Below are 23,715 nucleotides of genomic sequence, written 5' to 3'. Positions count from 1 at the left end.
GATATACTTAAATATATTAATTGCTGAAGTATATTAAATACCTGCAATGTTTAAGAAGTTTTGAATAGAGGTGAAGACAATGGAAATCTGTCCATATCTCGAAGAAACCTTTAAAATTGTTGGTAGAAGTTGGAACGGTTTAATCATTAATTACCTATCTCGATGCGCTGATTATACTGCACACTTTTCCGATATGAAAAGGGATTTAAAAACAATTACTCCACGTGCATTAAGTATTAAGCTTACAGAATTAGGTGAGTGGGGATTAGTAGACAAAAAAGTCATTTCTACACGTCCTGTTTCTATCGTTTATGAGTTAACCGATAAAGGAAAAGCACTTGCTGAGGCTTTAAGACCAATTGAAGCATGGGCTAGAGATTACGTCACATTAGAACATAACGATTCAGTTAAATAATATAGTTAAAAGGTTGGAGTTTATATAAACTTTAACCTTTTAATTATGTTTAAATAACATCAAATCGGATATATATTAGACATACACATTCTTAAGGAGTGAATCATTGATGAGAAATTATACTCAACAATATATTAATGGTGAATGGATTGATAGTGAAAGTAACGAAACAATTGATGTAATTAATCCAGCAACAGAAGAAGTTATTGGAAAAGTTGCAAAAGGTAATGAAAAAGACGTAGAAAAAGCGGTTCAAGCTGCTCATGACGTATATTTAGAATTTCGCCATAGTTCAGTTGAAGAAAGAAAACAACTACTAGATAGAATAGTAGAAGAATATAAAAATAGAAAACAAGATATTATTGAAGCAATTACAGCAGAGTTAGGCGCTCCACTAACTGTTTCAGAAAATGTTCATTATCAAATGGGTTTACAACACTTTTCAGAAGCACGTAGAGCTTTAGATTCATTTGAATTTGAAGAACGTCGCGGAGATGATTTGGTAACTAAAGAAGCGATTGGCGTTTCTGGATTAGTTACACCATGGAATTTCCCAACTAATCAAACATCTCTTAAATTAGCAGCAGCATTTGCTGCAGGTAGTCCAGTTGTGTTAAAACCTTCTGAAGAAACACCATTTGCTGCAATAATTTTAGCTGAAATCTTTGAAAAAGCAGGCGTTCCTAAAGGCGCATTTAACTTAGTTAATGGTGATGGTGAAGGTGTAGGTAATCCATTAAGCGAACATCCTAAAGTTAGAATGATGTCATTCACTGGTTCTGGAGCTACAGGTTCTAAAATTATGGAAAAAGCAGCTAAAGATATCAAAAAAGTATCTCTTGAATTAGGTGGCAAATCACCATATATCGTACTTGACGATGTAGATATTAAAGAAGCTGCAAAAGCTACAACTGGAAAGGTTGTTAATAATACTGGTCAAGTATGTACTGCAGGAACAAGAATCTTAGTTCCAGAAAGTATTAAACAAGAATTCTTAACTGCCTTAAAAGAAGAGTTTAGTAATGTTAAAGTTGGCGATCCACTTGATAAAAATACCCAAGTAGGACCAATCATTAGTAAAAAACAATTCGACACAGTACAATCTTATATTGATAAAGGTATTGAAGAAGGCGCTGAATTATTATATGGTGGTCCAGGTAAACCAGAAGGATTAGATACAGGTTATTTTGCTAGACCAACTATTTTTATAAATGTTAAAAATGATATGACTATTGCACAAGAAGAAATTTTTGGTCCAGTTGTTTCAGTAATCACATATAATGATTTAGACGAAGCAATCGAAATTGCTAATGATACTAAATATGGTTTAGCAGGATATGTAATTGGTAAAGATAAAGAAACGCTTCAAAAAGTGGCACGTTCAATTGAGGCAGGTAGAATTCAAATTAATGAATCTCCAAACGAACCCTATTTACCATTTGGTGGTTATAAACAATCTGGTATCGGTCGTGAATGGGGCGACTACGGAATTGAAGAGTTCTTAGAAGTAAAATCAATTGCTGGTTATTTTAAATAATTAAGTATAATGAAATAGTTTAATATAAATACAGTTCATGGAATCATTTTAGTTCCATGAGCTGTTTTATTTTTTGAAATTTAATAAAATCATTTTGTAATTAAATTAAAAATTTGCTATATTAATTCTAGTATTTAAGATGCTAACGTTTAAAACATTTAAGTTATAATCATTTAGATGATTTAACAATGCTAGTAGCTAGATGATTTTTATAAAAATATAAGAAATGGGTGCAATTTATGCCTGAAAGAGAACGAACATCACCACAATATGAATCTTTTCATGAATTGTATAAAAATTATACGACAAAAGAACTTACGCAAAAAGCAAAATCATTAAAACTAACTAATTATAGTAAATTGAATAAAAGTGAGCTTGTCTTGGCAATTATGGAAGCTCAAATGGAAAAAGATGGAAATTACTATATGGAGGGTGTTTTAGATGATATACAACCTGATGGATATGGTTTTTTAAGAACCGTTAATTATTCTAAAGGTGAAAAAGATATATATATATCAGCTAGTCAAATTAGACGTTTTGAAATTAAACGAGGCGATAAAGTAACTGGAAAAGTACGAAAGCCTAAAGACAATGAAAAATACTATGGACTTCTACAAGTTGACTTTGTTAATGATGAAAATGCAGAAGTTGTAAAAAAACGTCCTCATTTCCAAGCACTTACTCCGTTATATCCAGAGGAAAGAATTATTCTTGAAACAGAGCCTCGAAATTATTCTACTCGAATTATGGATTTAGTTACTCCAATTGGTTTAGGTCAACGTGGTCTTATTGTCGCTCCTCCTAAAGCTGGTAAAACTTCATTACTTAAAGAAATTGCAAATGCAATTAGTACAAATAAACCAGATGCTAAATTATTTATATTATTAGTAGGTGAACGACCTGAAGAGGTAACTGATATAGAGCGTTCAGTAGAGTCAGCAGAAGTAGTACATTCCACTTTTGATGAACCTCCTCAACATCACGTTAAGGTAGCAGAATTATTATTAGAAAGAGCAAAACGTCTTGTAGAGATAGGACAAGATGTCATTATCTTGATGGACTCTATTACGCGTTTAGCAAGAGCATATAACCTTGTTATCCCACCTAGTGGTAGAACATTGTCAGGTGGCTTGGATCCAGCATCCTTACATAAGCCTAAAGCATTTTTCGGTGCTGCTCGTAATATTGAAGCAGGTGGTAGCCTAACTATTTTAGCAACGGCTCTAGTAGATACAGGTTCACGTATGGATGATATGATTTATGAAGAGTTCAAAGGTACAGGTAATATGGAACTTCATCTTGATCGTAAATTATCTGAACGTCGAATATTCCCAGCTATTGATATTGGGCGTAGTTCTACGCGTAAAGAAGAATTATTAATTAGTAAGTCTGAATTAGAGTCATTATGGCAACTTAGAAATATGTTTACTGATTCTACCGATTTTACAGAGCGTTTTATAAGAAAATTAAAACGTTCAGAAAATAACAAAGAATTTTTTGAACAATTGCAAAAGGCAGCCGCTGAAAGTACAAAAACAGGAAAACCAATTATCTAAAATATGTGATTGAGGGTTGCGTTTTCCTTCAATAACTATTATAATTACACAGTATTGGGTAAAAACTCACAAATAACTCTGTTCCAGATGGTTCAGGGCAAAGGAGCTGAAAAAAATGAAACAAGGAATTCATCCTGATTACCACAAAGTCATCTTTTTAGATACAACAACGAACTTTAAATTTTTAAGTGGTTCTACTAAAACTTCTTCAGAAACAATGGAATGGGAAGATGGTAACGAATACCCAGTTATTCGCTTAGATGTATCATCTGATTCACATCCATTCTACACAGGACGTCAAAAATTCGCTGCTGCGGATGGTCGTGTGGAACGTTTCAACAAAAAGTTTGGTCTCAAATCAAACAACAATTAATTTTGAACTTAAAATGCCTGCCTAATCTATTATGTATAGAATTAAGCAGGTATTTTTTTATTTCTAAACTATTTTATTAATTTCTTCAGTGATAACCCAGTAATAAACTCATTTATAATAATCGAAAATATGATATAATTAATCGATTATGTTTTGAAAAAGGTGGAACTTATAATGTATGAGACTTACCATTCTGGTTGGATTGAATGCATTACTGGAAGTATGTTTAGTGGTAAATCGGAAGAATTAATTCGTCGATTAAGAAGAGGAATTTATGCTAAACAAAAAGTAATCGTATTTAAACCAGCTATTGATGACCGGTATCATAAAGAGAAAGTTGTATCACATGATGGTAATGAGCTAGAAGCCATTAATATCTCAACAGCTAGAGAAATACTATTACAAAATTTATCTCAATTTGATGTCATAGGTATAGATGAAATTCAATTTTTTGATAATGAAATTGTACATATAGTAGAAAAGCTAGCTGAAGATGGTCATAGAGTTGTAGTAGCAGGATTAGACATGGACTTTAGAGGTGAACCTTTTGACCCCATGCCTCAAATTATGGCTGTAAGTGAACAAGTGACCAAATTACAAGCCGTTTGTGCAATATGTGGTTCGTCATCAAGTCGGACGCAACGTTTAATTAATGGACAACCAGCAAGAATTGATGATCCAATTATATTAGTAGGAGCAAATGAAAGTTATGAGCCAAGATGCAGAGCACATCATATTGTAGCACCTAGCATCAATGACAAGGAGGAAATATAGTGTTTGATCAATTAGATATTGTTGAAGAAAGATATGAACAGTTAAATGAAATGTTAAGTGATCCAGAAATTGTTAATGATCCAGATAAATTACGAAAATATTCTAAAGAACAAGCTGATTTACAGAAAACAGTAGATGTTTATAGAGATTACAAAAGTAAAAGAGAAGAAGTAGCAGAAATAGATGAAATGCTAACTGAAACAGATGATAAAGAAGAAATTGAAATGTTAAAAGAAGAAGCATTAGGATTAAAAAGTGAACTTCCAGAATTAGAAGAACAACTTAAATTCTTGTTAATTCCTAAAGATCCAAACGATGAAAAAGACGTTATTGTCGAAATTAGAGCAGCAGCTGGTGGAGATGAAGCAGCTATTTTCGCAGGCGATTTATTAAGAATGTATACAAAATATGCGGAATCTCAAAATTTTAAAACTGAAATTGTTGAAGCGGCAGAAAGTGATCATGGTGGATATAAAGAAATCAGTTTTTCAGTTTCAGGTAGTGGTGCTTATAGTAAGTTGAAATTTGAAAATGGTGCTCATCGTGTACAACGTGTGCCCGAAACGGAATCTGGAGGACGCATTCATACATCTACAGCGACTGTAGCTGTTTTACCTGAAGTTGAAGATGTAGAAATTGAAGTGCGTAATGAAGATTTGAAAATTGATACGTATCGTTCAAGTGGCGCTGGTGGTCAACACGTTAATACTACAGACTCTGCTGTACGTATTACGCATATTCCAACCGGTATTATTGCAACGTCTTCAGAAAAATCACAAATTCAAAACCGTGAAAAAGCATTAAAAGTATTAAAAGCGCGATTATATGATATGAAATTACAAGAAGAACAACAAAAGTATGCGGCTCAACGTAAATCAGCTGTAGGGACAGGAGATCGTTCTGAACGTGTAAGAACTTATAATTATCCTCAAAGTCGTGTGACAGATCATCGAATTGGTTTAACTTTACAAAAGCTCGACCAAATTATGGAAGGTAAATTGGATGAAATTATTGATGCATTAACACTTTCTGAGCAAACTGAAAAACTGAAAGAACTAAATAATGGCGAGCTTTAAAGATACCTTACAAGAAGCGATTGAATTAACAAAAGAAAAAGGATTTGAACAATCTAGAGCGGAATGGCTGATGTTAGACTTATTTGAATGGTCTAGGACAGATTATTTAATGCATATGTATGATGAGATGTCTCAAGCTGAAGAAGCAAAATTTTCACTTGCATTAGACCGTATGTTATTAGGAGAGCCCATTCAATATATTGTTGGTTTTCAATCATTTTATGGATATCAATTACAAGTAAATTCTCATTGTCTTATTCCACGTCCAGAAACAGAAGAAGTCATGCTTCATTTTATAGAGCATTGTAAGGATGGGAGTACAATTGCTGATATAGGAACAGGCAGTGGAGCGATTGCAATTGTACTTAAAAAACTAAATCCAACCTTAAATGTAATAGCCACAGATCTTATTGAAGATACTCTAGAGGTAGCATCTGATAATGCACATCAATTAAAAGCGGATATCAGATTTCTAAAAGGTAATGCCCTTAAACCACTTATTAAAGAAAATATTAAATTAGATGGCTTAATATCAAACCCTCCTTATATTGATCAAACTGAGATGAAAGATATGGAAGATACAGTAGTAAAGTATGAACCTCTTATCGCGTTATTTGCTGAAGATGAAGGGTATGAGATTTATGAGATGATTCTAGATGATTTACCCAAAGTACTTAATAAAGGGGCTTATGTAACTTTTGAAATTGGTTATAATCAAGGAGAAATATTAAAAGCACGTATTATAAATAAATATCCGCATGTTAATGTAAATCTCTTGAAAGATATTAACGGATTAAATAGAATGATTTCATTTAAGTGGTAATAGTGGAGTGGGAAAGAAATGTATTATTTTCTAACCCACTTCTTTTTCTTTAATAACTTCACATATGTGAAAGGTGTGATCAAAATGAAAACAAAAATATGGAATATGAAAGATTATAGTCAAGATTCCCAAACGTTTTCTCAATTAGCAGAAATAAAAACTATTTATGAAAATGGGGGCCTAATTGCGATACCTACTGAAACAGTATACGGTTTAGGTGCCAATGCTAAAAATGAACAGGCAGTAGAAAACATTTATAAAGCTAAAGGACGTCCGTCTGATAATCCACTGATTGTTCATATTTACAAGCAATCACAAATGGATGCATTTGTATCCACTATCCCTAAGGAAGCCCAAAAATTAATGAATGCATTTTGGCCTGGCCCAATCTCGTTTATTCTTCCTTTAAAACAAGGATACTTATGTGAGAAAGTGACAGGTGGGCTTAATTCTATTGCTGTAAGAATGCCAAGTCATCCAATTGGAAGAGCCATATTAGAATATGTTGATTTGCCAATCGCAGCACCCAGTGCAAATATAAGTGGAAGACCTTCTCCAACGACATTTCAGCATGTGTATAATGATTTAAATGGAAAAATAGATGGTATTGTAAATGGGGATCAAAGTGAAGAAGGCTTAGAGAGTACAGTTTTAGATTGCACACAATTTCCTTTTAGAATAGCAAGACCAGGCTCAATTACTCAAACAATGCTTAATCACGTGGTACCTCACAGCGTCATTCAATATGATTATAATCAATTAGAACGGCCCATAGCACCAGGTATGAAATATAAACACTATGCACCTAAAACACCTGTATATATGTTAACTGAATTTACACAACCTATTTCTGAGTTAAATGAATCAGGGTTAGCATTTGTTTTACCTTCTAGTATGAAAAAGTATGTACCTAAAGATTGTACATTTATCTCTCTTTGTGAAAATCAAAGAGATGTTAAAGGGGCTAATCATAACTTATATAAAATTTTACATGACATTGATGATGATGAACGAATACAAAAAGCATTTATTTATACTTTTGATAATATTGAAGGCTCTGAAGCAGTTATGAATCGTATGATGAAAGCAACGGGAAATCAAATAGTTAAAGGAAGAGAATTATGAAGATAATATTTGTATGTACTGGAAATACGTGTAGAAGTCCTATTGCAGAAAGTATAGCTACAGTGCTTCTACCTAACGATTCTATTCAATCACGTGGATTATTTGCAATGAATGGACAATCTATCACTCCTGAAGCATTAGAAGTTATTTTAGAAAATAATTTACCAGAACCCTCTGTATCTCAAATATTCAGTCAAGATGACTTAAAAAGTGATTTAATTTTAACAATGACCGATAATCATAAAAGACAGTTAATCAGTCAATATGGGACAGAATATCCTATCTATACATTATGTGAGTATGTATCAGAAACAGGTGAAATAGGTGATCCATTTGGCGGTAGCATAGATACCTATCGTCACACATTTAACCAATTATACGCTCTTATTAACAAATTGAAACACGAAGAATAAAGAGAAATATTACGCTAATAGTATAAGTTGAGTAATAAATAAGTTATAATAAAAAAGTATAGCTTGTCAGCTATGCTTCTTTTTATCTTTGCAAGTGAGGTGAAATAATATGCAAGAACTTACAACTTTACTGGATGAATTGAAATCCCAATCTTTTTTCAAGAAAGATGAGATGTGTGTGATAGGATGTTCAACTTCTGAAGTAATTGGGGAAAAAATTGGGTCAGTTGGTTCAATGGAAGTCGCTGAAACTATTTTTAATGAATTAGAACGTATAAAACGTGAAACGGGCGTTTCATTTGCGTTTCAAGGTTGTGAACATATCAATAGGGCGATTACAATTGAGCGTGAAGATTATAATCCATTTACTATGGAAGAAGTAACTGTTGTACCAGATGTTCATGCAGGAGGAAGTCTTGCTACATATGCCTATCAACATATGAACGATCCAATAGTCATTGAATATATAAAAGTGCCTAAAGGTATTGATATTGGTCAGACGCTTATTGGAATGCACATTAATCATGTTTGTGTTCCATTGAGAACAAGCGTTAAAAAAGTTGGTGAAGCTATAGTTACAATCGCTACTTCAAGACCAAAAAAAATTGGTGGAGAAAGAGCTAAATACGAATAAGTTCTAAAGGAAGAAGGGGAATATATGTCTTATATTAAAGAACAAGATCACATTATTTATGAAGCGATTCAAAATGAATATAACCGTCAAAACAATAATATTGAACTCATTGCTTCAGAGAACTTTGTTTCAGAAGCGGTAATGGAAGCGCAAGGATCTGTAATGACAAACAAATATGCAGAAGGCTATCCAGGTCGTCGTTATTATGGTGGTTGTGAATATGTTGATGTTACAGAAACAATTGCTATTGAACGTATCAAAGCTTTATTCGGAGCTGAACATGCAAATGTACAACCACATTCAGGTTCGCAAGCTAATATGGCAGTGTATTTAGTTGCTTTAGAAATGGGAGATACTGTGCTTGGAATGAATTTAAGTCATGGTGGTCATTTAACCCACGGTGCTTCAGTTAATTTTAGTGGTAAGTTTTATAACTTTATCGATTATGGTGTAGATAAAGAAACTGAAAGAATTAATTATGATGAAATTCGTGAATTAGCACTGAAACATAAGCCTAAATTAATTGTAGCTGGTACGTCAGCGTATTCTAGACAATTAGATTTTAAGAAATTTAAAGAAATTGCTGATGAAGTTGGTGCTAAATTAATGGTTGATATGGCACACATTGCAGGTTTAGTAGCAACTGGATTACATCCTAATCCTGTAGAATATGCTGACTTTGTTACCAGTACAACTCATAAAACGCTGAGAGGACCACGTGGAGGCCTAATTCTTTGCAAAGAAAAATATAAAAAAGAGATAGATAAGACAATATTTCCTGGAATTCAAGGTGGACCACTAGAACATGTGATCGCTGCAAAAGCTGTTGCTTTTGGAGAAGCTTTAGAACCAGATTTCAAAGTGTATCAAGAACAAGTCATTAAAAATGCTAAAACTTTAGCTGAAACACTTCAAGATGAAGGATTTAGAATTGTTTCAGGAGGTACGGATAATCATCTAGTTTCAGTAGATGTGAAACAATCAGTTAATTTAACTGGTAAACAGGCTGAAGAAACATTAGATTCAATTGGTATTACATGTAATAAAAATACAATACCTTTTGATCAGGAGAAACCATTCGTTACAAGTGGAATTAGACTAGGCACTCCTGCTGCAACGACGCGTGGTTTTGATGAAGTAGCATTTAAAGAAGTAGCTTTAATTATCAGTACAGCATTAAAAAATTCAAATGACCAAGCAAAATTGAAAGAAGCTAGTGATAGAGTAAAACAATTGACTCAACAATATCCGCTATATGAATAACAACATAAATGGAGGAAATGAATTATGAGTAAAGTACATGTATTTGATCACCCACTCATTCAACATAAATTGAGTTACATTCGTGATAAAAATACCGGAACAAAAGAATTTAGAGAGCTTGTTGATGAAGTAGGTATGCTAATGGCATATGAAGTTACAAGAGATTTACAATTGCAAGATGTAGAAATTGAAACTCCTGTAACAACTATGACAGCCAAACGATTAGCTGGAAAAAAATTAGCAATTGTACCTATTTTAAGAGCAGGCTTAGGGATGACAGATGGTGTATTAAACTTAGTTCCAGCTGCTCGTGTAGGACATATTGGATTGTATCGTGATCCTAAAACATTAAAAGCAGTAGAATATTTTGCTAAATTACCTCAAGATATTGATGAGCGTGAAATTATAGTAGTTGATCCAATGTTAGCTACAGGCGCTTCAGCAATCGAAGCAATCAATTCACTAAAAAATCGAGGTGCAAAGAATATTCGTTTTATGTGTTTAATTGCCGCACCTGAGGGTGTTGAAAAAATGCAAGAAGCGCATAAAGATGTTGATATCTATATTGCAGCTTTAGATGAAAAACTTAATAAAAAAGCATATATTACACCTGGTTTAGGAGACGCTGGGGATAGATTATTTGGTACTAAATAGTACTATAGGAGTAAATATTATGAGAAAGATTATGACAGTCTTTGGTACAAGACCAGAAGCAATTAAAATGGCACCTTTAGTTAAAGCACTTGAAAAAGATTCAATGCTAGAACCAATTATTGTTGTAACTGCTCAACATAGAGAAATGCTTGATTCAGTTTTAAAAACATTCAACATAACACCCCATTATGATTTGAATATCATGAAAAAAGGGCAAACTCTTTCAGAAATAACAGCTAGATCTATTATTCAACTTGAGCAAATTATGAAAAAAGAATGTCCAGATATGGTACTTGTTCATGGTGATACCACGACTACTTTTTCTGGCGCATTAGCAGCATTTTATAATCATACATCTGTAGGACACATAGAAGCTGGTCTTAGAAGTGGGAATAAATATGCGCCTTTTCCAGAAGAAATAAATCGACAGATGGTTAGTAACATTGCCGATTTACACTTTGCTCCTACTATTGGTGCAAAACACAATCTAATTCAAGAAAATAAAGATAAGACATCTATAGTTATTACTGGCAATACTGCCATTGATACACTAAATTTTACAATTAATAAAAATTATACCTCTGAGTTGATAGAAAAGCATAAAAATAAAAAAATTGTATTGCTGACCGTTCATCGTAGAGAAAATATTGGAAAACCTATGGAACATATTTTCAAAGCAGTTAGAGATATCGTTGAAGATATTGAAGACGTGGTAGTAGTTTTTCCTTTACATATGAATCCCGAAGTTAGAAAACTATCATACGCTTACTTAGAAAAACATCCAAGAGTAGAGCTTATTGAACCATTAGATGTTGTTGATTTTCATAATTTTGCTAATCATGCTTATTTAATTTTGACTGATTCTGGAGGCATTCAAGAAGAAGCACCATCATTAAATAAACCAGTTTTAGTTCTTAGAGATGTAACTGAAAGACCTGAAGGTGTAGAAGCTGGAACATTAAAAGTAATTGGAACAGAGTATACACATGTGTATCAAGAAATAAGAAAATTATTAATGAACAAACAAGTTTATAATAATATGGCATATGCTCAAAATCCTTATGGAGATGGAAAGGCATCTGAACGTATATGTGAAAGCATTAAATACTATTTAGGATTAACCGAAGAAATACCTAAAGAATTTGAAAAGTTAAAAAATTGTTGATTTAATTGTGAACATTTTATGACAATATTGGTGTTAAATTAAACAACAATTTGAATAGAATTGACACATAAATTACCCTATATTATTATTAAATTTGTATGAGTGGAACGGTTTCCATGATTGTCATAAGTTTTGGAGGCACAAAGAATGAAACGGTTCAGCATCATATTTAGACAATTCATTCAATATTACATTTATTTTTTAATAATGTTAAGTATTTTGTATTTTATTAAATCTAATTCTTTTTTATTAGGCTTAATAATTGGGACACTCGGGTCTCTAATCAACACATACATTTTTGAGATATATCTTTCTAGGACAAAACAACCAGATAATATACATATTTCTACAGGCAATGTATGGAGATACTTAGTCGCAATTATTGCATGTATAGTATGGGTTGTCTTTAAAGAGAATGTAAATATCATTGGTATAATGATAGGCCTTATGATTTCTTATGTATTAATCATTTTACGCCCTCTCTTGCTAAAATAGTAAACTATATACAGAAAGAGGTGAGTACATGGATCACAAATCCCCACTCGTAAGTTGGAATGTGTTTGGATTTGATATTGTTTTCAACTTAGCAAGTATTATGATGCTTATTATTACTGCTATTATTGTTTTTATAATAGCTATTGTTTGTACGCGTAATCTCAAGAAAAGACCTAGTGGCAAACAAAACTTTATCGAATGGATTTTCGATTTTGTAAGAGGCATTATTGAGAGTAACATGGCTTGGAAAAAAGGTGGTCAATTTCACTTCTTGGCGGTAACATTAATTTTATTTATTTTTGTTGCCAATATGCTAGGTTTACCATTTGCAATTGTTACACATGATCATTATTTATGGTGGAAATCTCCAACTGCTGACGCGACTGTAACGTTGACGTTATCTACGATGATGATTTTATTAACACATTATTATGGTGTTAAAATGCGTGGAACAAAGGCATATGTTGGTAATTACTTTAAACCTTTCTGGCCATTAGCAATTATTAATGTCTTTGAAGAATTCTCTTCAACATTAACACTAGGTTTACGTCTTTACGGTAATATTTTTGCTGGTGAGTTACTATTATCACTATTAGCTGGCCTGTTTTTCCAAAACGGCTGGGGCTGGATAATTAGTATTCCTGGCTTAATTATATGGCAAGGATTCTCAATCTTTGTCGGTACAATCCAAGCATATATCTTTATTATGCTATCTATGGTTTACATGTCCCATAAAGTTGCGGACGCACATTAACATAAACAAACATTTTAGGAGGAATTATTAATATGGGTTTAATCGCAGCAGCAATTGCAATCGGTTTATCAGCATTAGGTGCTGGTATCGGTAACGGTCTTATTGTTTCAAGAACAGTTGAAGGTGTAGCACGTCAACCAGAAGCACGTGGTCAATTAATGAGTATTATGTTCATTGGTATTGGTTTAGTTGAAGCATTACCAATCATCGGCGTTGTTATCTCATTCATGACATTATTCAGATAAGAAATGTTCGAGGCGAAGTCTCTTTGATCTTCGCCATTCGTTTTATTTAGTGGCAAAGTGATGATTAATAATGAAAGGAGTGTCAAATGCCAGTGAATGCATTAACCAATTCATTTGTTTTAGGTGCAGCTGCAGGTGGCGTTGAATGGGGAACAACAATTGTTACAATTATTACATTTATTATCCTATTGGCGTTATTGAAAAAATTTGCTTGGGGTCCATTAAAAGAAGTAATGGATAAACGTGAACGCGATATCAATAGAGATATTGACGAAGCTGAAGAAGCAAAATTGAATGCACAAAAACTTGAAGAAGAAAATAAAAAGACACTTAAAGAAACACAAGATGAAGTTCATCATATTCTTGAAGATGCAAGAATTCAAGCACGTAAACAACATGAAGAAATTATTAAAGATGCACATGAACGTGCAAATGGTATGATTGAAACAGCACAAAGTGAAATCAAAAGTGAAAAAGAACGCGCTCTTGCAGATATTAATAATCAAGTTTCTGAGTTATCTGTTTTAATTGCTTCTAAAGTTTTACAAAAAGAGATTTCAGAACAAGATCAAAAAGGTCTCGTTGATAAGTATCTTAAAGAGGCAGGCGATAAATAATGGCAGATGTAGCAAAAAAATATGCTAAAGCTTTATTTGATGTCTCTATAGATAAAGATCGATTAGATTTAATGTATGAAGAATTAAAAGAAGTTAGTAATGCAACTTTAAATTACATTGATGATTTAAAAGCAATTGATTCAAATCCTAATCAACCTGCTTCTGAAAGACGTAAATTTGCAGGTATTGTATTTGGGGATGCGAACTATTACTTAAAAAATATGCTAATGATTTTAGCAAATAATCGTCATTTAGCGCTTATACATTCTATCTTTAAAGAATTTAAACATTTGTATGACCATCATTATAATCAAGGTGATGCTTTGGTTGAATCTGTATATCAATTGAATGAAGAAGAATTATCTCATATTGAAAGAGTAATTCTTAACAAAACTAAATTGTCTAAAGTACATATTACAACTAAAATAAATCCTAACTTAATTGGCGGGTTTAGAGCAAAAGTTGGGACTACTGTATTAGATGGTAGTATAAAAAATGATTTAGAACAAATAGAGCGTAAATTTAAAAGAGTTAATTAAAAAAGAGGAGTGACATAGATGGCCATCAAAGCTGAAGAAATCAGTGCATTACTTCGCTCACAAATTGAAAACTATGAGTCAGAAATGTCTGTTGATGATGTAGGTACCGTCCTTCAAATTGGTGATGGTATTGCATTAATTCACGGATTAAATGATTGTATGGCTGGTGAGCTTGTAGAGTTTTCAAACGGTGTGCTTGGTTTAGCACAAAACCTTGAGGAATCAAATGTGGGTGTCGTAATTTTAGGACCTTATAGTGAAATTAGAGAAGGCGACGAAGTTAAACGTACTGGCCGTATCATGGAAGTGCCAGTAGGTGAAGAACTTATCGGACGTGTTGTAAATCCACTTGGTCAACCAATTGATGGACAAGGTCCTATCAATTCCACTAAGACACGCCCTGTTGAGCAAAAAGCAACAGGCGTTATGGATCGTAAATCAGTTGATGAACCATTACAAACTGGTATTAAAGCGATTGACGCATTAGTACCAATTGGTCGTGGACAACGTGAGTTAATCATTGGTGATAGACAAACAGGTAAAACAACGATTGGTATTGATACAATTTTAAACCAAAAAGGTTTAGATACAATTTGTATTTATGTAGCTATTGGTCAAAAAGATTCAACAGTACGTGCAAACGTTGAAAAATTACGTCAAGCTGGTGCTTTAGACTACACAATTGTTGTATCTGCATCAGCAGCGGAACCAGCACCATTATTATACATCGCCCCTTATTCAGGAGTGACAATGGGTGAAGAGTTCATGTTTAATGGAAAAAATGTACTTGTTGTATATGATGATTTAACTAAACAAGCAGCTGCTTATCGTGAATTATCATTATTATTACGTAGACCTCCAGGCCGTGAAGCGTATCCAGGTGACGTCTTCTACTTACACAGTAGATTATTAGAAAGAGCAGCTAAATTAAACGATGCATTAGGTGGCGGTTCAATTACAGCTTTACCTATCATTGAAACACAAGCTGGGGATATCTCTGCATATGTTCCAACTAACGTGATTTCAATTACTGACGGACAAATTTTCTTACAATCTGATTTATTCTTCTCAGGTGTACGACCTGCGATTAATGCTGGTCAGTCTGTATCACGTGTTGGTGGTTCAGCACAAATTAAAGCAATGAAAAAAGTTGCTGGTACATTACGTTTAGATTTAGCATCTTATCGTGAGTTAGAATCATTTGCACAATTTGGTTCTGATTTAGACGAATATACTGCTAGAAAATTAGAACGTGGTAAACGTACGGTTGAAGTTTTAAAACAAGATCAAAACAAGCCACTTCCTGTTGAAAATCAAGTGTTAATTATTTATGCCTTAACAAAAGGTTATTTAGATGATATCCCTGTAGAAGACATTACACGTTTTGAAGATGAATTAAATAGTTGGTCTAAATCAAATGCTTCAGAATTATTAGGGGAAATCAGAGAAACTGGTAATCTTCCAGATGATGCTAAATTTGAATCAGCTATTAATGAATTTAAGAAAAGTTTTAGCAAATCTGAATAACTAAACTTTAAATCAAAAAGGTGGTGAGATAATGGCTTCTCTTAAAGAGATAGATAGTCGTATTAAATCGACGAAAAAAATGAAACAGATTACCAAAGCGATGAACATGGTTTCAAGTTCTAAATTACGTCGAGCTGAAAAAAATACTAAGCAATTCGAACCCTATATGGAAAAAATGCAAGATGCGATAACTGCTATTGCAGGCGCAGGTAAAAATTCAAATCATCCAATGTTAAGACCAAGACATATTCAACGTAGTGGTTACTTGGTTATTACAAGTGACAAAGGATTAGCGGGTGCTTATAGTTCGAATGTGCTTAAGCGACTAGTCAATGACATTAAAGAAAAACATACAAATAGTGATGAATATAGCATTATTGTTTTAGGTCAATCCGGTGTTGATTTCCTTAAAAATAGAGGTTATGAAGTTGAAAGTTCACTTGTTGATGTACCTGATCAACCTTCATTTAAATCAATACAAGCTATCGCTAAGCATGCGATTGACTTATTCAGTGAAGAACATATTGATGAACTTAAGATTTATTATAGCCACTATGTTAGTGTTCTTGAAAATAAACCTTCTGTTAAACAAGTTCTACCATTATCTCAAGAAGATTCTAGTCAAGGCCAAGGTCAAATGTCTTCATATGAATTTGAACCAGATAAAGACTCAATCTTAAGAGTTATTCTTCCACAATACGTTGAAAGTTTAATTTATGGAACGATTCTTGATGCTAAGGCTAGTGAACATGCAGCACGTATGACTGCAATGAAAAATGCATCTGATAATGCAACTGAACTTATTGATGACTTATCATTACAATATAATAGAGCGAGACAAGCTGAAATCACTCAACAAATTACAGAAATTGTTGGTGGTTCTGCCGCACTTGAATAATATTTTAAAGGAGGAAACAACATGGGTAATGGCCGTGTAACTCAGGTTATGGGTCCTGTAATTGATGTTCGATTCGAACATAATGAAGTCCCTGAAATTAATAATGCCCTAATTATTGAAGTACCCAAAAATGATGGCACATTTAAATTAACATTAGAAGTTGCATTGCAACTAGGTGATGATGTTGTTCGTACTATTGCAATGGATTCAACTGATGGTGTTCAACGTGGTATGCAAGTTGTGAATACTGGTAAAGATATTAGTGTTCCTGTAGGTGAAGAAACACTTGGACGTGTGTTTAACGTTTTAGGAGAAACAATAGATTTAAACGAAAAAATAGATAGTTCTGTTAGACGTGATCCAATTCATCGTCGTCAACCTAATTTTGATGAATTATCTACTGAAGTAGAAATTCTTGAAACAGGTATTAAAGTTGTAGACTTATTAGCACCTTATATTAAAGGTGGTAAGATTGGTTTATTCGGTGGTGCCGGCGTAGGTAAAACTGTATTAATTCAAGAATTAATCAATAATATCGCTCAAGAACATGGTGGTATTTCTGTATTCGCTGGTGTAGGTGAACGTACTCGTGAAGGTAACGATTTATACTATGAAATGAGCGATAGTGGCGTTATCAATAAAACAGCCATGGTATTTGGGCAAATGAATGAGCCGCCAGGTGCGCGTATGCGTGTTGCTTTATCAGCATTGACAATGGCTGAATATTTCCGTGATGAACAAGGTCAAGATGTACTTTTATTCATTGACAATATTTTCCGCTTTACTCAAGCTGGTTCTGAAGTTTCAGCATTATTAGGACGTATGCCTTCAGCTGTAGGTTATCAACCTACATTAGCAACTGAAATGGGTCAATTACAAGAACGTATTACATCTACTAATAAAGGTTCAGTCACTTCAATTCAAGCAGTATTCGTTCCTGCCGATGACTATACTGACCCAGCACCAGCAACTGCGTTCGCACATTTAGATGCAACAACAAACTTAGAACGTAAATTAACTGAAATGGGTATTTATCCTGCGGTAGACCCATTAGCTTCAACTTCTAGAGCTTTAGAACCATCTATTGTTGGACAAGAACATTATGAAGTTGCACGTGAAGTTCAATCTACATTACAAAAATACAGAGAATTACAAGATATCATTGCAATTTTAGGTATGGATGAATTATCTGAAGAAGATAAATTAACAGTAGAACGTGCGCGTAGAATTCAATTCTTCTTATCACAAAACTTCCATGTGGCTGAACAATTTACTGGTCAAAAAGGTTCTTATGTTCCAGTTAAAACAACTGTAGCGAACTTTAAAGATATCTTAAATGGTAAATACGATCATATTCCTGAGGATGCATTCCGTTTAGTTGGAAGTATGGATGATGTTATTGCTAAAGCTAAAGATATGGGTGTTGAAGTTTAAACTAATTAGGAGGTAAAGATAATGAACACAGTAAATCTTGATATTGTCACTCCTAATGGTTCAGTCTACGAAAAAGATGATGTTGAACTCGTTGTATTTCAAACTACTGCGGGCGAAATAGGTATCATGAGTGGACATATTCCGACAGTTGCCGCATTAAAGATAGGCCATATTAAAGTTAAGTTTAAGAATGGTACTGAGTATATAGCTGTTAGTGGTGGCTTTGTTGAAATTAGACAACATAAAGTATCTGTCATTGTTCAAACAGCTGAAACAGCTAGTGAGATTGATGTAGAAAGAGCTAAATTGGCTCGTCAAAGAGCACAGTCTCATTTAGATGAAGAGGATAACAGTGACATTAACCGAGCTAAACGCGCATTAGCTAGAGCGGAAAACCGTCTGCGTGTAGCTGAATTAAAATAATGATTAAATGACGTGGGATAATATTTATGATGAATATATTGTCTCACTTTAGTGAGAATGGTTAATGAAAAAGTAACAGGTATTAAAATATTTTGATTTAGTTAATTATTCTTAATATATTAAAAGAGTTTGAGACATTTAATAGTGTTTCAAACTCTTTTTTTATTGTACATAAAAGAACTTAGAATAATAATAACTTTAAATTTTTATTTTAGTTACTTTTTATTAAATATTGTAACGTTCTTATGTATCATTATTAACTTTTTTAATGTACAATATATTACAGAAATCTTTAAGGAGAGAAAAGAATGGAATATGTTGGACAATTTGCAATAATACATTTATTTTTACATGTAATATGTATATGTATTGCGTACTGGGCATTACATTCTCTCAGATTAGATCAATTTTTTAAAAAAGGATATTCAACACGACTGCAAGTGTGTATGATTTTCTTAGCAATATTAATGGGTACTGCAGTAAGTAACTTTATCGTAGATTTATTACAGTACTCTACACAAATTAAATATTTATTTTAAAAAATGAATTTCTATCAATTAACTAAAAATGTAGATATACTAATTAAATAAGTAATTCAAAATGGGAAATGTTATAAGAAATAGGAGTTTAATGTGGAGGATTAATATGGATAAGATAATTATAAATGGAGGCAATCGCCTTACTGGTGAAGTTCAAGTAGAAGGAGCTAAAAATGCTGTATTACCTATCCTTACAGCATCGTTATTAGCGTCTGAAGGAAAAAGCAAATTAACCAATGTGCCTGATTTAAGTGATGTGGTTACTATCAATAATGTTTTATCTACTTTAAACGCTAAAGTGGATTATGATAAAGAAAATGGATCAGTTACAGTTGATGCTTCTGCTACACTAAATGAAGAAGCACCTTATGAATATGTGAGTAAAATGAGAGCAAGTGTGTTAGTAATGGGACCTTTATTAGCACGTCTAGGTCATGCAATCGTTGCATTACCAGGTGGCTGTGCAATTGGTGCTCGTCCAATTGAACAACATATCAAAGGTTTTGAAGCATTAGGGGCAGAAATTCATTTAGAAAACGGAAATATATATGCAAGCACTAAAGAGGGATTGAAAGGTGCAAATATTCATCTAGATTTTCCAAGTGTAGGTGCAACTCAAAATATTATAATGGGTGCTTCTTTAGCACAAGGAAAAACAGTTATCGAAAATGTAGCTAAAGAACCTGAAATTGTAGATCTAGCTAATTATATCAATGAAATGGGTGGTAACGTTATTGGTGCTGGTACAGATACCATTACTATCCATGGTGTTGAGAAATTAACAGGAGTTAAACATGCAATTATACCTGATCGCATTGAAGCAGGTACATTTATTATCGCAGCAGCAATTACAAGAGGAGATGTTTTTGTAAAAGGTGCTGTTAAAGAACATATGACAAGTTTAATTTATAAGTTAGAAGAAATGGGAGTTAATCTCGATTTTAATGAGGAGGGTGTACATGTCACTACAAATGGTGAACTTCAACCTGTAGATATTAAAACACTGCCTCATCCAGGTTTCCCTACAGACATGCAATCACAAATGATGGCATTATTATTAACAGCTGAAGGTCATAAAGTGGTTACTGAAACAGTATTTGAAAATAGATTTATGCATGTTGCAGAATTTAGAAGAATGAATGCTAATATTAATGTAGAAGGTAGAAGTGCTAAAATAGAAGGTAAAAGTCAACTACAAGGTGCTCAAGTAAAAGCTACCGATTTAAGAGCTGCCGCAGCTCTTATTTTGGCTGGTTTAGTAGCAGAAGGCACAACTCAAGTGACAGAGCTTAAACACTTAGATCGTGGTTATGTTAATTTCCATGAGAAGTTAAAATCACTTGGTGCAGATATCAAAAGAGTCAATGACTAATTTTTAAATAGATTTGAGGTAATAGTTATGGAAACCATTTTTGATTATAATGAAATAAAAAAAATCATCCCTCATAGACAACCTTTTTTACTTATTGATCGTATTGTTGAATATGAAGAAGGAAAGCGTTGTGTAGGTTTAAAACAAGTTTCAGGAAACGAACCATTTTTCCAAGGGCATTTTCCTGATTATGCAGTTATGCCTGGTGTTCTCATTACGGAAGCTTTGGCACAAACTGGAGCAGTAGCTATGTTAAATAGTGAAGAAAATAAAGGTAAAATTGCTTTATTTGCTGGTATTGATAAATGTAGATTTAAAAAACAAGTGACACCTGGTGATACTTTAATGTTAGAAGTTGAAATTACAAAAATTAAAGGTCCTATTGGAAAAGGTACAGCAAAAGCTACTGTTGATGGACAGCTTGCTTGTAGTTGTGAACTTACTTTTGCTATTCAAGATGCATAATTTAAAATAGAGTAGTAGCGAAATAAATCATTTCGTTACTACTCTATTTCTATTTTTTAAATTTTTCTTCTTTTAATTTCGGCTTAGATTGCATCATTCTGTTGAATGTGATTTTCAATTCTTCTCCTGATAATCCTTCATCAATAAGTTGTTCTAATAGAGTTTCTGCGTATACTTGTCGATGTGTATAAATATGACACTCGAAAATAATTGACATTTTTCCTGCAAATAGAGAAATGTTTTTTATTGTTGCATCAAACAATGCTGGATCGTTAGAAGGTCTAGTAATCACTACTCTGATATCTAATATTGTTTGTGATTCATAATATTTTTGCATGATATCATAATGTGTATCTGAAATTACAATTTCCAGAAGCCAACCTGTACCACTACTTTCTTTATTTATAATCACACCATCATAAAGTTCAAATTCTGAAATCCTGTTACCATCGCTTACTATTTGGAATCGAACTGCTTTAAACGTCTTCATAACATTACTCCCATACTCTTAAAAATTTTTAAATTATATGATTATTGTTTTTTTGTTAAATAAGAAGTGTCATATCTTAATATTTTTCTTAAATATATCAGATATTAATACTAAAAAGGGAAGAAATTTAAAAAAATAGCTTTTTGACGTTATATTCAATTCTATTTAATATAACGATATAAGGAGGTGACACATGTTAAATAAGATAGTAATCGTTGGTCGTATGACTAAAGATGCAAAAATTTATAATAATGAGGAGGTGAAAATCGCAACGTTTAGTGTGGCTACTGAACGTAATTATAAAGATGAAAATGATGAAATAGCGTGTGACTATATATTGTGTAAAGCATTTGGTAAGATGGCCAGTAACATTGAAAAATATACTTCTCAAGGATCATTAGTAGGTATTACTGGCCAAATGCGTTCTCGTAAATATGAAAAGGAAAAACAAACTCACTTTGTAACAGAATTATATGTTGAAACAATTAAATTTATGTCCCCTAAATTAAATAATGAAAAACTCTCAGATAACTCACTAAATACAGACACTTATCCATTTGATCATCTCGAATTAATGAATATAAAATAAAACTCTCTATTTTTAATACTCCAAACCTTTCCAATTAATATAAAATAAGTCTTTCAATTATACTCAAATATACTCAAGAGGTCGGTATAAATATTCCGACCTCTTTAACTATGTATGAGACATTAGATACAACTAATTCATTGAATGATAAAAAATACAGTTCATTTTTCTGAAATATTACAAGATGATTACAGTTAATTCTTTTATTATATATCTAATAAATACTGCCATTAAAGTTTTTATAGTATATATATAAGAAGAATTATCTATAAACCTATGTAATTTTAATGTAAAATAAATACATTCTTTTTTATTTCACTGTAACCTGCTAAGCTTTTTAAGATGTTAGAGTAGTATCTGTAAATTATTTAAGAAAATAAATGACTTAGGAGGATTATACTATTATGAAAAAGACAATTATTGCATCTTCATTAGCAGTAGGTTTAGGATTAGTAGCAGGAAACGTAAGTCATGCTGATGCAAGTGAAAGTCAAATTAATAAAGAAAAATTAGCTCAATTAGCGGAATCTAACGATCAATCATTAAATCAACATCCTATTCAAGAAGGAGCATATAATTACCAATTTAATTTAAATGGTAAAACTTATCATTTTTGGTCAGATGGAACATATTTTAAATGGGAATATTATCCATCAAACGGTTCAACTGTAAATAGTGCTAATCAAAATGTAGCTTCAACTCAAACAGCACAAAATGTATCTTACCAAAATAATAATTATAAAAATATAAATCAATCAGCTTCAACTTCAAATGTAAGTCAACACTATGCAAATGAAGCTCAAACACAACAAACACCAAAAACAACACAAACTAAACAAACAACACAAACACAACAAGCACCAAAAACAACACAAACTAAACAAGCAACTCAAACACAACAAGCACCTGCTAATGCAACTACAAATCAACCTAAACAATCAACAAGTGGTTCATCTGTAAATGTAAATAGTCATTTACAACAAATCGCTCAACGCGAATCAGGTGGAGATATTCATGCAATCAACCCTTCTTCTGGTGCAGCAGGTAAATATCAATTCTTACAATCTACTTGGGATTCAGTAGCACCAGCACAATATAAAGGTGTATCACCAGCACAAGCACCTGAAAGTGTTCAAGATGCAGCGGCAGTAAAACTTTATAATACTGCAGGTCCATCTCAATGGGTTACAGCGTAAAACTTAATAAATAATTTACTAGTGCCTGAGACAATATGAGTTGTCTTAGGCATTTTTATATATATTGATAGTAATGACTGAATTTAAAAAGATTTCTGTACTATTCTTTATTTATTATATTTATAATATTAGTTGTATGAATTAAACTTATTTCAATGAATATCTTTTTTATTTGAATTATAACAATGGTTTTGTTATGGTTAAGTTAAACTAAAGACTACTAGGGGAGCCATGGAATATGGCTGAGATGAAGCATTCAGACCCTTATAACCTGATTTGGTTAATGCCAACGTAGGAAAGTAGTAATACATATTCATTCATTCT

At 32.7% G+C, this 23,715-nt stretch carries 28 protein-coding genes and 1 riboswitch; of the genes, 27 read left to right on the top strand and 1 reads right to left on the bottom strand.

What is annotated here, in order from left to right:
• Positions 1–79 precede the first annotated feature (79 nt).
• The 25 genes from BDW25_RS09235 (at position 80) to fabZ (ending at position 21,116) form a co-directional block, all read left to right on the top strand.
• Complete coding sequence (locus tag BDW25_RS09235) at positions 80–415, top strand: winged helix-turn-helix transcriptional regulator (protein WP_002448699.1); 336 nt, start codon at positions 80–82, stop codon at positions 413–415.
• A gap of 109 nt (positions 416–524) precedes the next feature.
• Positions 525–1,952 carry an aldehyde dehydrogenase family protein gene (locus BDW25_RS09230; RefSeq protein WP_002448710.1) on the top strand — a complete coding sequence of 476 codons (1,428 nt, stop codon included), beginning with the start codon at positions 525–527 and terminating at the stop codon, positions 1,950–1,952.
• 239 nt (positions 1,953–2,191) lie between these two features.
• On the top strand, positions 2,192–3,508 hold the full coding sequence (rho, locus tag BDW25_RS09225) for a transcription termination factor Rho (protein WP_002448642.1): 1,317 nt from the start codon (positions 2,192–2,194) through the stop codon (positions 3,506–3,508).
• A 115-nt stretch (positions 3,509–3,623) separates the two neighbouring features.
• Positions 3,624–3,881 (top strand): type B 50S ribosomal protein L31, encoded by a 258-nt coding sequence (locus BDW25_RS09220; RefSeq protein WP_002448672.1) that lies wholly within the window; start codon positions 3,624–3,626, stop codon positions 3,879–3,881.
• Between the two features lie 174 nt (positions 3,882–4,055).
• Positions 4,056–4,655, top strand: coding sequence for a thymidine kinase (locus tag BDW25_RS09215; RefSeq protein ID WP_002448715.1), 600 nt, complete (start codon positions 4,056–4,058; stop codon positions 4,653–4,655).
• Complete coding sequence (gene prfA / locus BDW25_RS09210; protein WP_002448694.1) at positions 4,655–5,731, top strand: peptide chain release factor 1; 1,077 nt, start codon at positions 4,655–4,657, stop codon at positions 5,729–5,731. The genes BDW25_RS09215 and prfA overlap by 1 nt, the downstream gene beginning before the upstream one ends.
• A complete protein-coding gene (gene prmC / locus BDW25_RS09205) occupies positions 5,718–6,554 on the top strand; it encodes a peptide chain release factor N(5)-glutamine methyltransferase (protein ID WP_133945455.1) in 837 nt (278 codons plus the stop codon). The genes prfA and prmC overlap by 14 nt, the downstream gene beginning before the upstream one ends.
• Before the next feature lie 84 nt (positions 6,555–6,638).
• Positions 6,639–7,679: an L-threonylcarbamoyladenylate synthase gene (locus tag BDW25_RS09200; RefSeq protein ID WP_002455057.1), complete on the top strand. Its 1,041-nt coding sequence runs from the start codon at positions 6,639–6,641 to the stop codon at positions 7,677–7,679.
• A complete protein-coding gene (locus tag BDW25_RS09195; RefSeq protein ID WP_002455058.1) occupies positions 7,676–8,092 on the top strand; it encodes a low molecular weight protein arginine phosphatase in 417 nt (138 codons plus the stop codon). The genes BDW25_RS09200 and BDW25_RS09195 overlap by 4 nt, the downstream gene beginning before the upstream one ends.
• Positions 8,093–8,201: 109 nt before the next feature.
• Positions 8,202–8,726: a TIGR01440 family protein gene (locus BDW25_RS09190; protein ID WP_002448698.1), complete on the top strand. Its 525-nt coding sequence runs from the start codon at positions 8,202–8,204 to the stop codon at positions 8,724–8,726.
• A gap of 24 nt (positions 8,727–8,750) precedes the next feature.
• Positions 8,751–9,989, top strand: coding sequence for a serine hydroxymethyltransferase (glyA, locus tag BDW25_RS09185; RefSeq protein WP_002448684.1), 1,239 nt, complete (start codon positions 8,751–8,753; stop codon positions 9,987–9,989).
• A 24-nt stretch (positions 9,990–10,013) separates the two neighbouring features.
• Complete coding sequence (gene upp, locus BDW25_RS09180) at positions 10,014–10,643, top strand: uracil phosphoribosyltransferase (protein ID WP_133945453.1); 630 nt, start codon at positions 10,014–10,016, stop codon at positions 10,641–10,643.
• 19 nt (positions 10,644–10,662) lie between these two features.
• Positions 10,663–11,808, top strand: a complete 1,146-nt coding sequence (gene wecB / locus BDW25_RS09175; RefSeq protein WP_002448685.1) for a non-hydrolyzing UDP-N-acetylglucosamine 2-epimerase — start codon at positions 10,663–10,665, stop codon at positions 11,806–11,808.
• Positions 11,809–11,955: 147 nt separating this feature from the next.
• Positions 11,956–12,303: an ATP synthase subunit I gene (locus tag BDW25_RS09170; RefSeq protein WP_002455060.1), complete on the top strand. Its 348-nt coding sequence runs from the start codon at positions 11,956–11,958 to the stop codon at positions 12,301–12,303.
• A 28-nt stretch (positions 12,304–12,331) separates the two neighbouring features.
• Positions 12,332–13,057: a F0F1 ATP synthase subunit A gene (gene atpB / locus BDW25_RS09165; protein ID WP_002448665.1), complete on the top strand. Its 726-nt coding sequence runs from the start codon at positions 12,332–12,334 to the stop codon at positions 13,055–13,057.
• Between the two features lie 32 nt (positions 13,058–13,089).
• Entirely contained in the window at positions 13,090–13,302 is a 213-nt protein-coding gene (gene atpE / locus BDW25_RS09160; protein WP_002448651.1) for a F0F1 ATP synthase subunit C, read from the top strand.
• Positions 13,303–13,388: 86 nt separating this feature from the next.
• Complete coding sequence (locus BDW25_RS09155) at positions 13,389–13,919, top strand: F0F1 ATP synthase subunit B (RefSeq protein ID WP_002448661.1); 531 nt, start codon at positions 13,389–13,391, stop codon at positions 13,917–13,919.
• Positions 13,919–14,458 carry a F0F1 ATP synthase subunit delta gene (locus BDW25_RS09150; protein WP_002448668.1) on the top strand — a complete coding sequence of 180 codons (540 nt, stop codon included), beginning with the start codon at positions 13,919–13,921 and terminating at the stop codon, positions 14,456–14,458. The genes BDW25_RS09155 and BDW25_RS09150 overlap by 1 nt, the downstream gene beginning before the upstream one ends.
• 18 nt (positions 14,459–14,476) lie before the next feature.
• On the top strand, positions 14,477–15,985 hold the full coding sequence (gene atpA, locus BDW25_RS09145) for a F0F1 ATP synthase subunit alpha (RefSeq protein ID WP_002448637.1): 1,509 nt from the start codon (positions 14,477–14,479) through the stop codon (positions 15,983–15,985).
• Between the two features lie 31 nt (positions 15,986–16,016).
• Positions 16,017–16,883 (top strand): ATP synthase F1 subunit gamma, encoded by an 867-nt coding sequence (gene atpG, locus BDW25_RS09140; protein ID WP_133945451.1) that lies wholly within the window; start codon positions 16,017–16,019, stop codon positions 16,881–16,883.
• A gap of 21 nt (positions 16,884–16,904) precedes the next feature.
• Positions 16,905–18,317, top strand: a complete 1,413-nt coding sequence (gene atpD, locus BDW25_RS09135) for a F0F1 ATP synthase subunit beta (protein ID WP_002448706.1) — start codon at positions 16,905–16,907, stop codon at positions 18,315–18,317.
• A gap of 21 nt (positions 18,318–18,338) precedes the next feature.
• Positions 18,339–18,740, top strand: coding sequence for a F0F1 ATP synthase subunit epsilon (locus BDW25_RS09130; RefSeq protein ID WP_002448708.1), 402 nt, complete (start codon positions 18,339–18,341; stop codon positions 18,738–18,740).
• Between the two features lie 308 nt (positions 18,741–19,048).
• Positions 19,049–19,279, top strand: a complete 231-nt coding sequence (locus tag BDW25_RS09125) for a DUF1146 family protein (RefSeq protein WP_002448711.1) — start codon at positions 19,049–19,051, stop codon at positions 19,277–19,279.
• Between the two features lie 106 nt (positions 19,280–19,385).
• Positions 19,386–20,651, top strand: coding sequence for a UDP-N-acetylglucosamine 1-carboxyvinyltransferase (murA, locus tag BDW25_RS09120; protein WP_002448704.1), 1,266 nt, complete (start codon positions 19,386–19,388; stop codon positions 20,649–20,651).
• A 27-nt stretch (positions 20,652–20,678) separates the two neighbouring features.
• The gene (gene fabZ / locus BDW25_RS09115) at positions 20,679–21,116 is read left to right on the top strand and encodes a 3-hydroxyacyl-ACP dehydratase FabZ (protein ID WP_002448673.1); all 438 of its coding nucleotides are present in this window, start codon (positions 20,679–20,681) and stop codon (positions 21,114–21,116) included.
• Between the two features lie 49 nt (positions 21,117–21,165).
• Here the strand turns inward: fabZ and BDW25_RS09110 are convergent, their stop codons facing one another.
• Positions 21,166–21,606, bottom strand: a complete 441-nt coding sequence (locus BDW25_RS09110) for a YwpF-like family protein (protein WP_002448687.1) — start codon at positions 21,604–21,606, stop codon at positions 21,166–21,168.
• Between the two features lie 193 nt (positions 21,607–21,799).
• Here BDW25_RS09110 and BDW25_RS09105 point away from each other — a divergent pair, with 193 nt between their 5' ends.
• Entirely contained in the window at positions 21,800–22,195 is a 396-nt protein-coding gene (locus BDW25_RS09105) for a single-stranded DNA-binding protein (RefSeq protein ID WP_002448700.1), read from the top strand.
• Between the two features lie 404 nt (positions 22,196–22,599).
• Complete coding sequence (locus BDW25_RS09100) at positions 22,600–23,391, top strand: transglycosylase family protein (protein WP_064207236.1); 792 nt, start codon at positions 22,600–22,602, stop codon at positions 23,389–23,391.
• 212 nt (positions 23,392–23,603) lie between these two features.
• A riboswitch (TPP riboswitch) is annotated at positions 23,604–23,706 on the top strand.
• Positions 23,707–23,715: the final 9 nt, after the last annotated feature.

Origin of the sequence: Staphylococcus sp. AtDRG32 (genome assembly GCF_004365845.1) — a bacterium.
GTDB lineage: Bacteria > Bacillota > Bacilli > Staphylococcales > Staphylococcaceae > Staphylococcus > Staphylococcus hominis.
Note: the sequence above shows the minus strand (reverse complement) of the source record. Positions and strands in the feature narration are given on the sequence as shown.

Excerpts from the sequence above, each read along its gene's own strand:
- BDW25_RS09235 (WP_002448699.1), top strand. The coding sequence starts at position 80 with ATGGAAATCTGTCCATATCTCGAAGAAACCTTTAAAATTGTTGGTAGA.
- BDW25_RS09230 (WP_002448710.1), top strand. The coding sequence starts at position 525 with ATGAGAAATTATACTCAACAATATATTAATGGTGAATGGATTGATAGT.
- rho (WP_002448642.1), top strand. The coding sequence starts at position 2,192 with ATGCCTGAAAGAGAACGAACATCACCACAATATGAATCTTTTCATGAA.
- BDW25_RS09220 (WP_002448672.1), top strand. The coding sequence starts at position 3,624 with ATGAAACAAGGAATTCATCCTGATTACCACAAAGTCATCTTTTTAGAT.
- BDW25_RS09215 (WP_002448715.1), top strand. The coding sequence starts at position 4,056 with ATGTATGAGACTTACCATTCTGGTTGGATTGAATGCATTACTGGAAGT.
- prmC (WP_133945455.1), top strand. The coding sequence starts at position 5,718 with ATGGCGAGCTTTAAAGATACCTTACAAGAAGCGATTGAATTAACAAAA.
- BDW25_RS09200 (WP_002455057.1), top strand. The coding sequence starts at position 6,639 with ATGAAAACAAAAATATGGAATATGAAAGATTATAGTCAAGATTCCCAA.
- BDW25_RS09195 (WP_002455058.1), top strand. The coding sequence starts at position 7,676 with ATGAAGATAATATTTGTATGTACTGGAAATACGTGTAGAAGTCCTATT.
- BDW25_RS09190 (WP_002448698.1), top strand. The coding sequence starts at position 8,202 with ATGCAAGAACTTACAACTTTACTGGATGAATTGAAATCCCAATCTTTT.
- glyA (WP_002448684.1), top strand. The coding sequence starts at position 8,751 with ATGTCTTATATTAAAGAACAAGATCACATTATTTATGAAGCGATTCAA.
- upp (WP_133945453.1), top strand. The coding sequence starts at position 10,014 with ATGAGTAAAGTACATGTATTTGATCACCCACTCATTCAACATAAATTG.
- wecB (WP_002448685.1), top strand. The coding sequence starts at position 10,663 with ATGAGAAAGATTATGACAGTCTTTGGTACAAGACCAGAAGCAATTAAA.
- BDW25_RS09170 (WP_002455060.1), top strand. The coding sequence starts at position 11,956 with ATGAAACGGTTCAGCATCATATTTAGACAATTCATTCAATATTACATT.
- atpB (WP_002448665.1), top strand. The coding sequence starts at position 12,332 with ATGGATCACAAATCCCCACTCGTAAGTTGGAATGTGTTTGGATTTGAT.
- atpE (WP_002448651.1), top strand. The coding sequence starts at position 13,090 with ATGGGTTTAATCGCAGCAGCAATTGCAATCGGTTTATCAGCATTAGGT.
- BDW25_RS09155 (WP_002448661.1), top strand. The coding sequence starts at position 13,389 with ATGCCAGTGAATGCATTAACCAATTCATTTGTTTTAGGTGCAGCTGCA.
- BDW25_RS09150 (WP_002448668.1), top strand. The coding sequence starts at position 13,919 with ATGGCAGATGTAGCAAAAAAATATGCTAAAGCTTTATTTGATGTCTCT.
- atpA (WP_002448637.1), top strand. The coding sequence starts at position 14,477 with ATGGCCATCAAAGCTGAAGAAATCAGTGCATTACTTCGCTCACAAATT.
- atpG (WP_133945451.1), top strand. The coding sequence starts at position 16,017 with ATGGCTTCTCTTAAAGAGATAGATAGTCGTATTAAATCGACGAAAAAA.
- atpD (WP_002448706.1), top strand. The coding sequence starts at position 16,905 with ATGGGTAATGGCCGTGTAACTCAGGTTATGGGTCCTGTAATTGATGTT.
- BDW25_RS09130 (WP_002448708.1), top strand. The coding sequence starts at position 18,339 with ATGAACACAGTAAATCTTGATATTGTCACTCCTAATGGTTCAGTCTAC.
- BDW25_RS09125 (WP_002448711.1), top strand. The coding sequence starts at position 19,049 with ATGGAATATGTTGGACAATTTGCAATAATACATTTATTTTTACATGTA.
- murA (WP_002448704.1), top strand. The coding sequence starts at position 19,386 with ATGGATAAGATAATTATAAATGGAGGCAATCGCCTTACTGGTGAAGTT.
- fabZ (WP_002448673.1), top strand. The coding sequence starts at position 20,679 with ATGGAAACCATTTTTGATTATAATGAAATAAAAAAAATCATCCCTCAT.
- BDW25_RS09110 (WP_002448687.1), bottom strand. The coding sequence starts at position 21,606 with ATGAAGACGTTTAAAGCAGTTCGATTCCAAATAGTAAGCGATGGTAAC.
- BDW25_RS09105 (WP_002448700.1), top strand. The coding sequence starts at position 21,800 with ATGTTAAATAAGATAGTAATCGTTGGTCGTATGACTAAAGATGCAAAA.
- BDW25_RS09100 (WP_064207236.1), top strand. The coding sequence starts at position 22,600 with ATGAAAAAGACAATTATTGCATCTTCATTAGCAGTAGGTTTAGGATTA.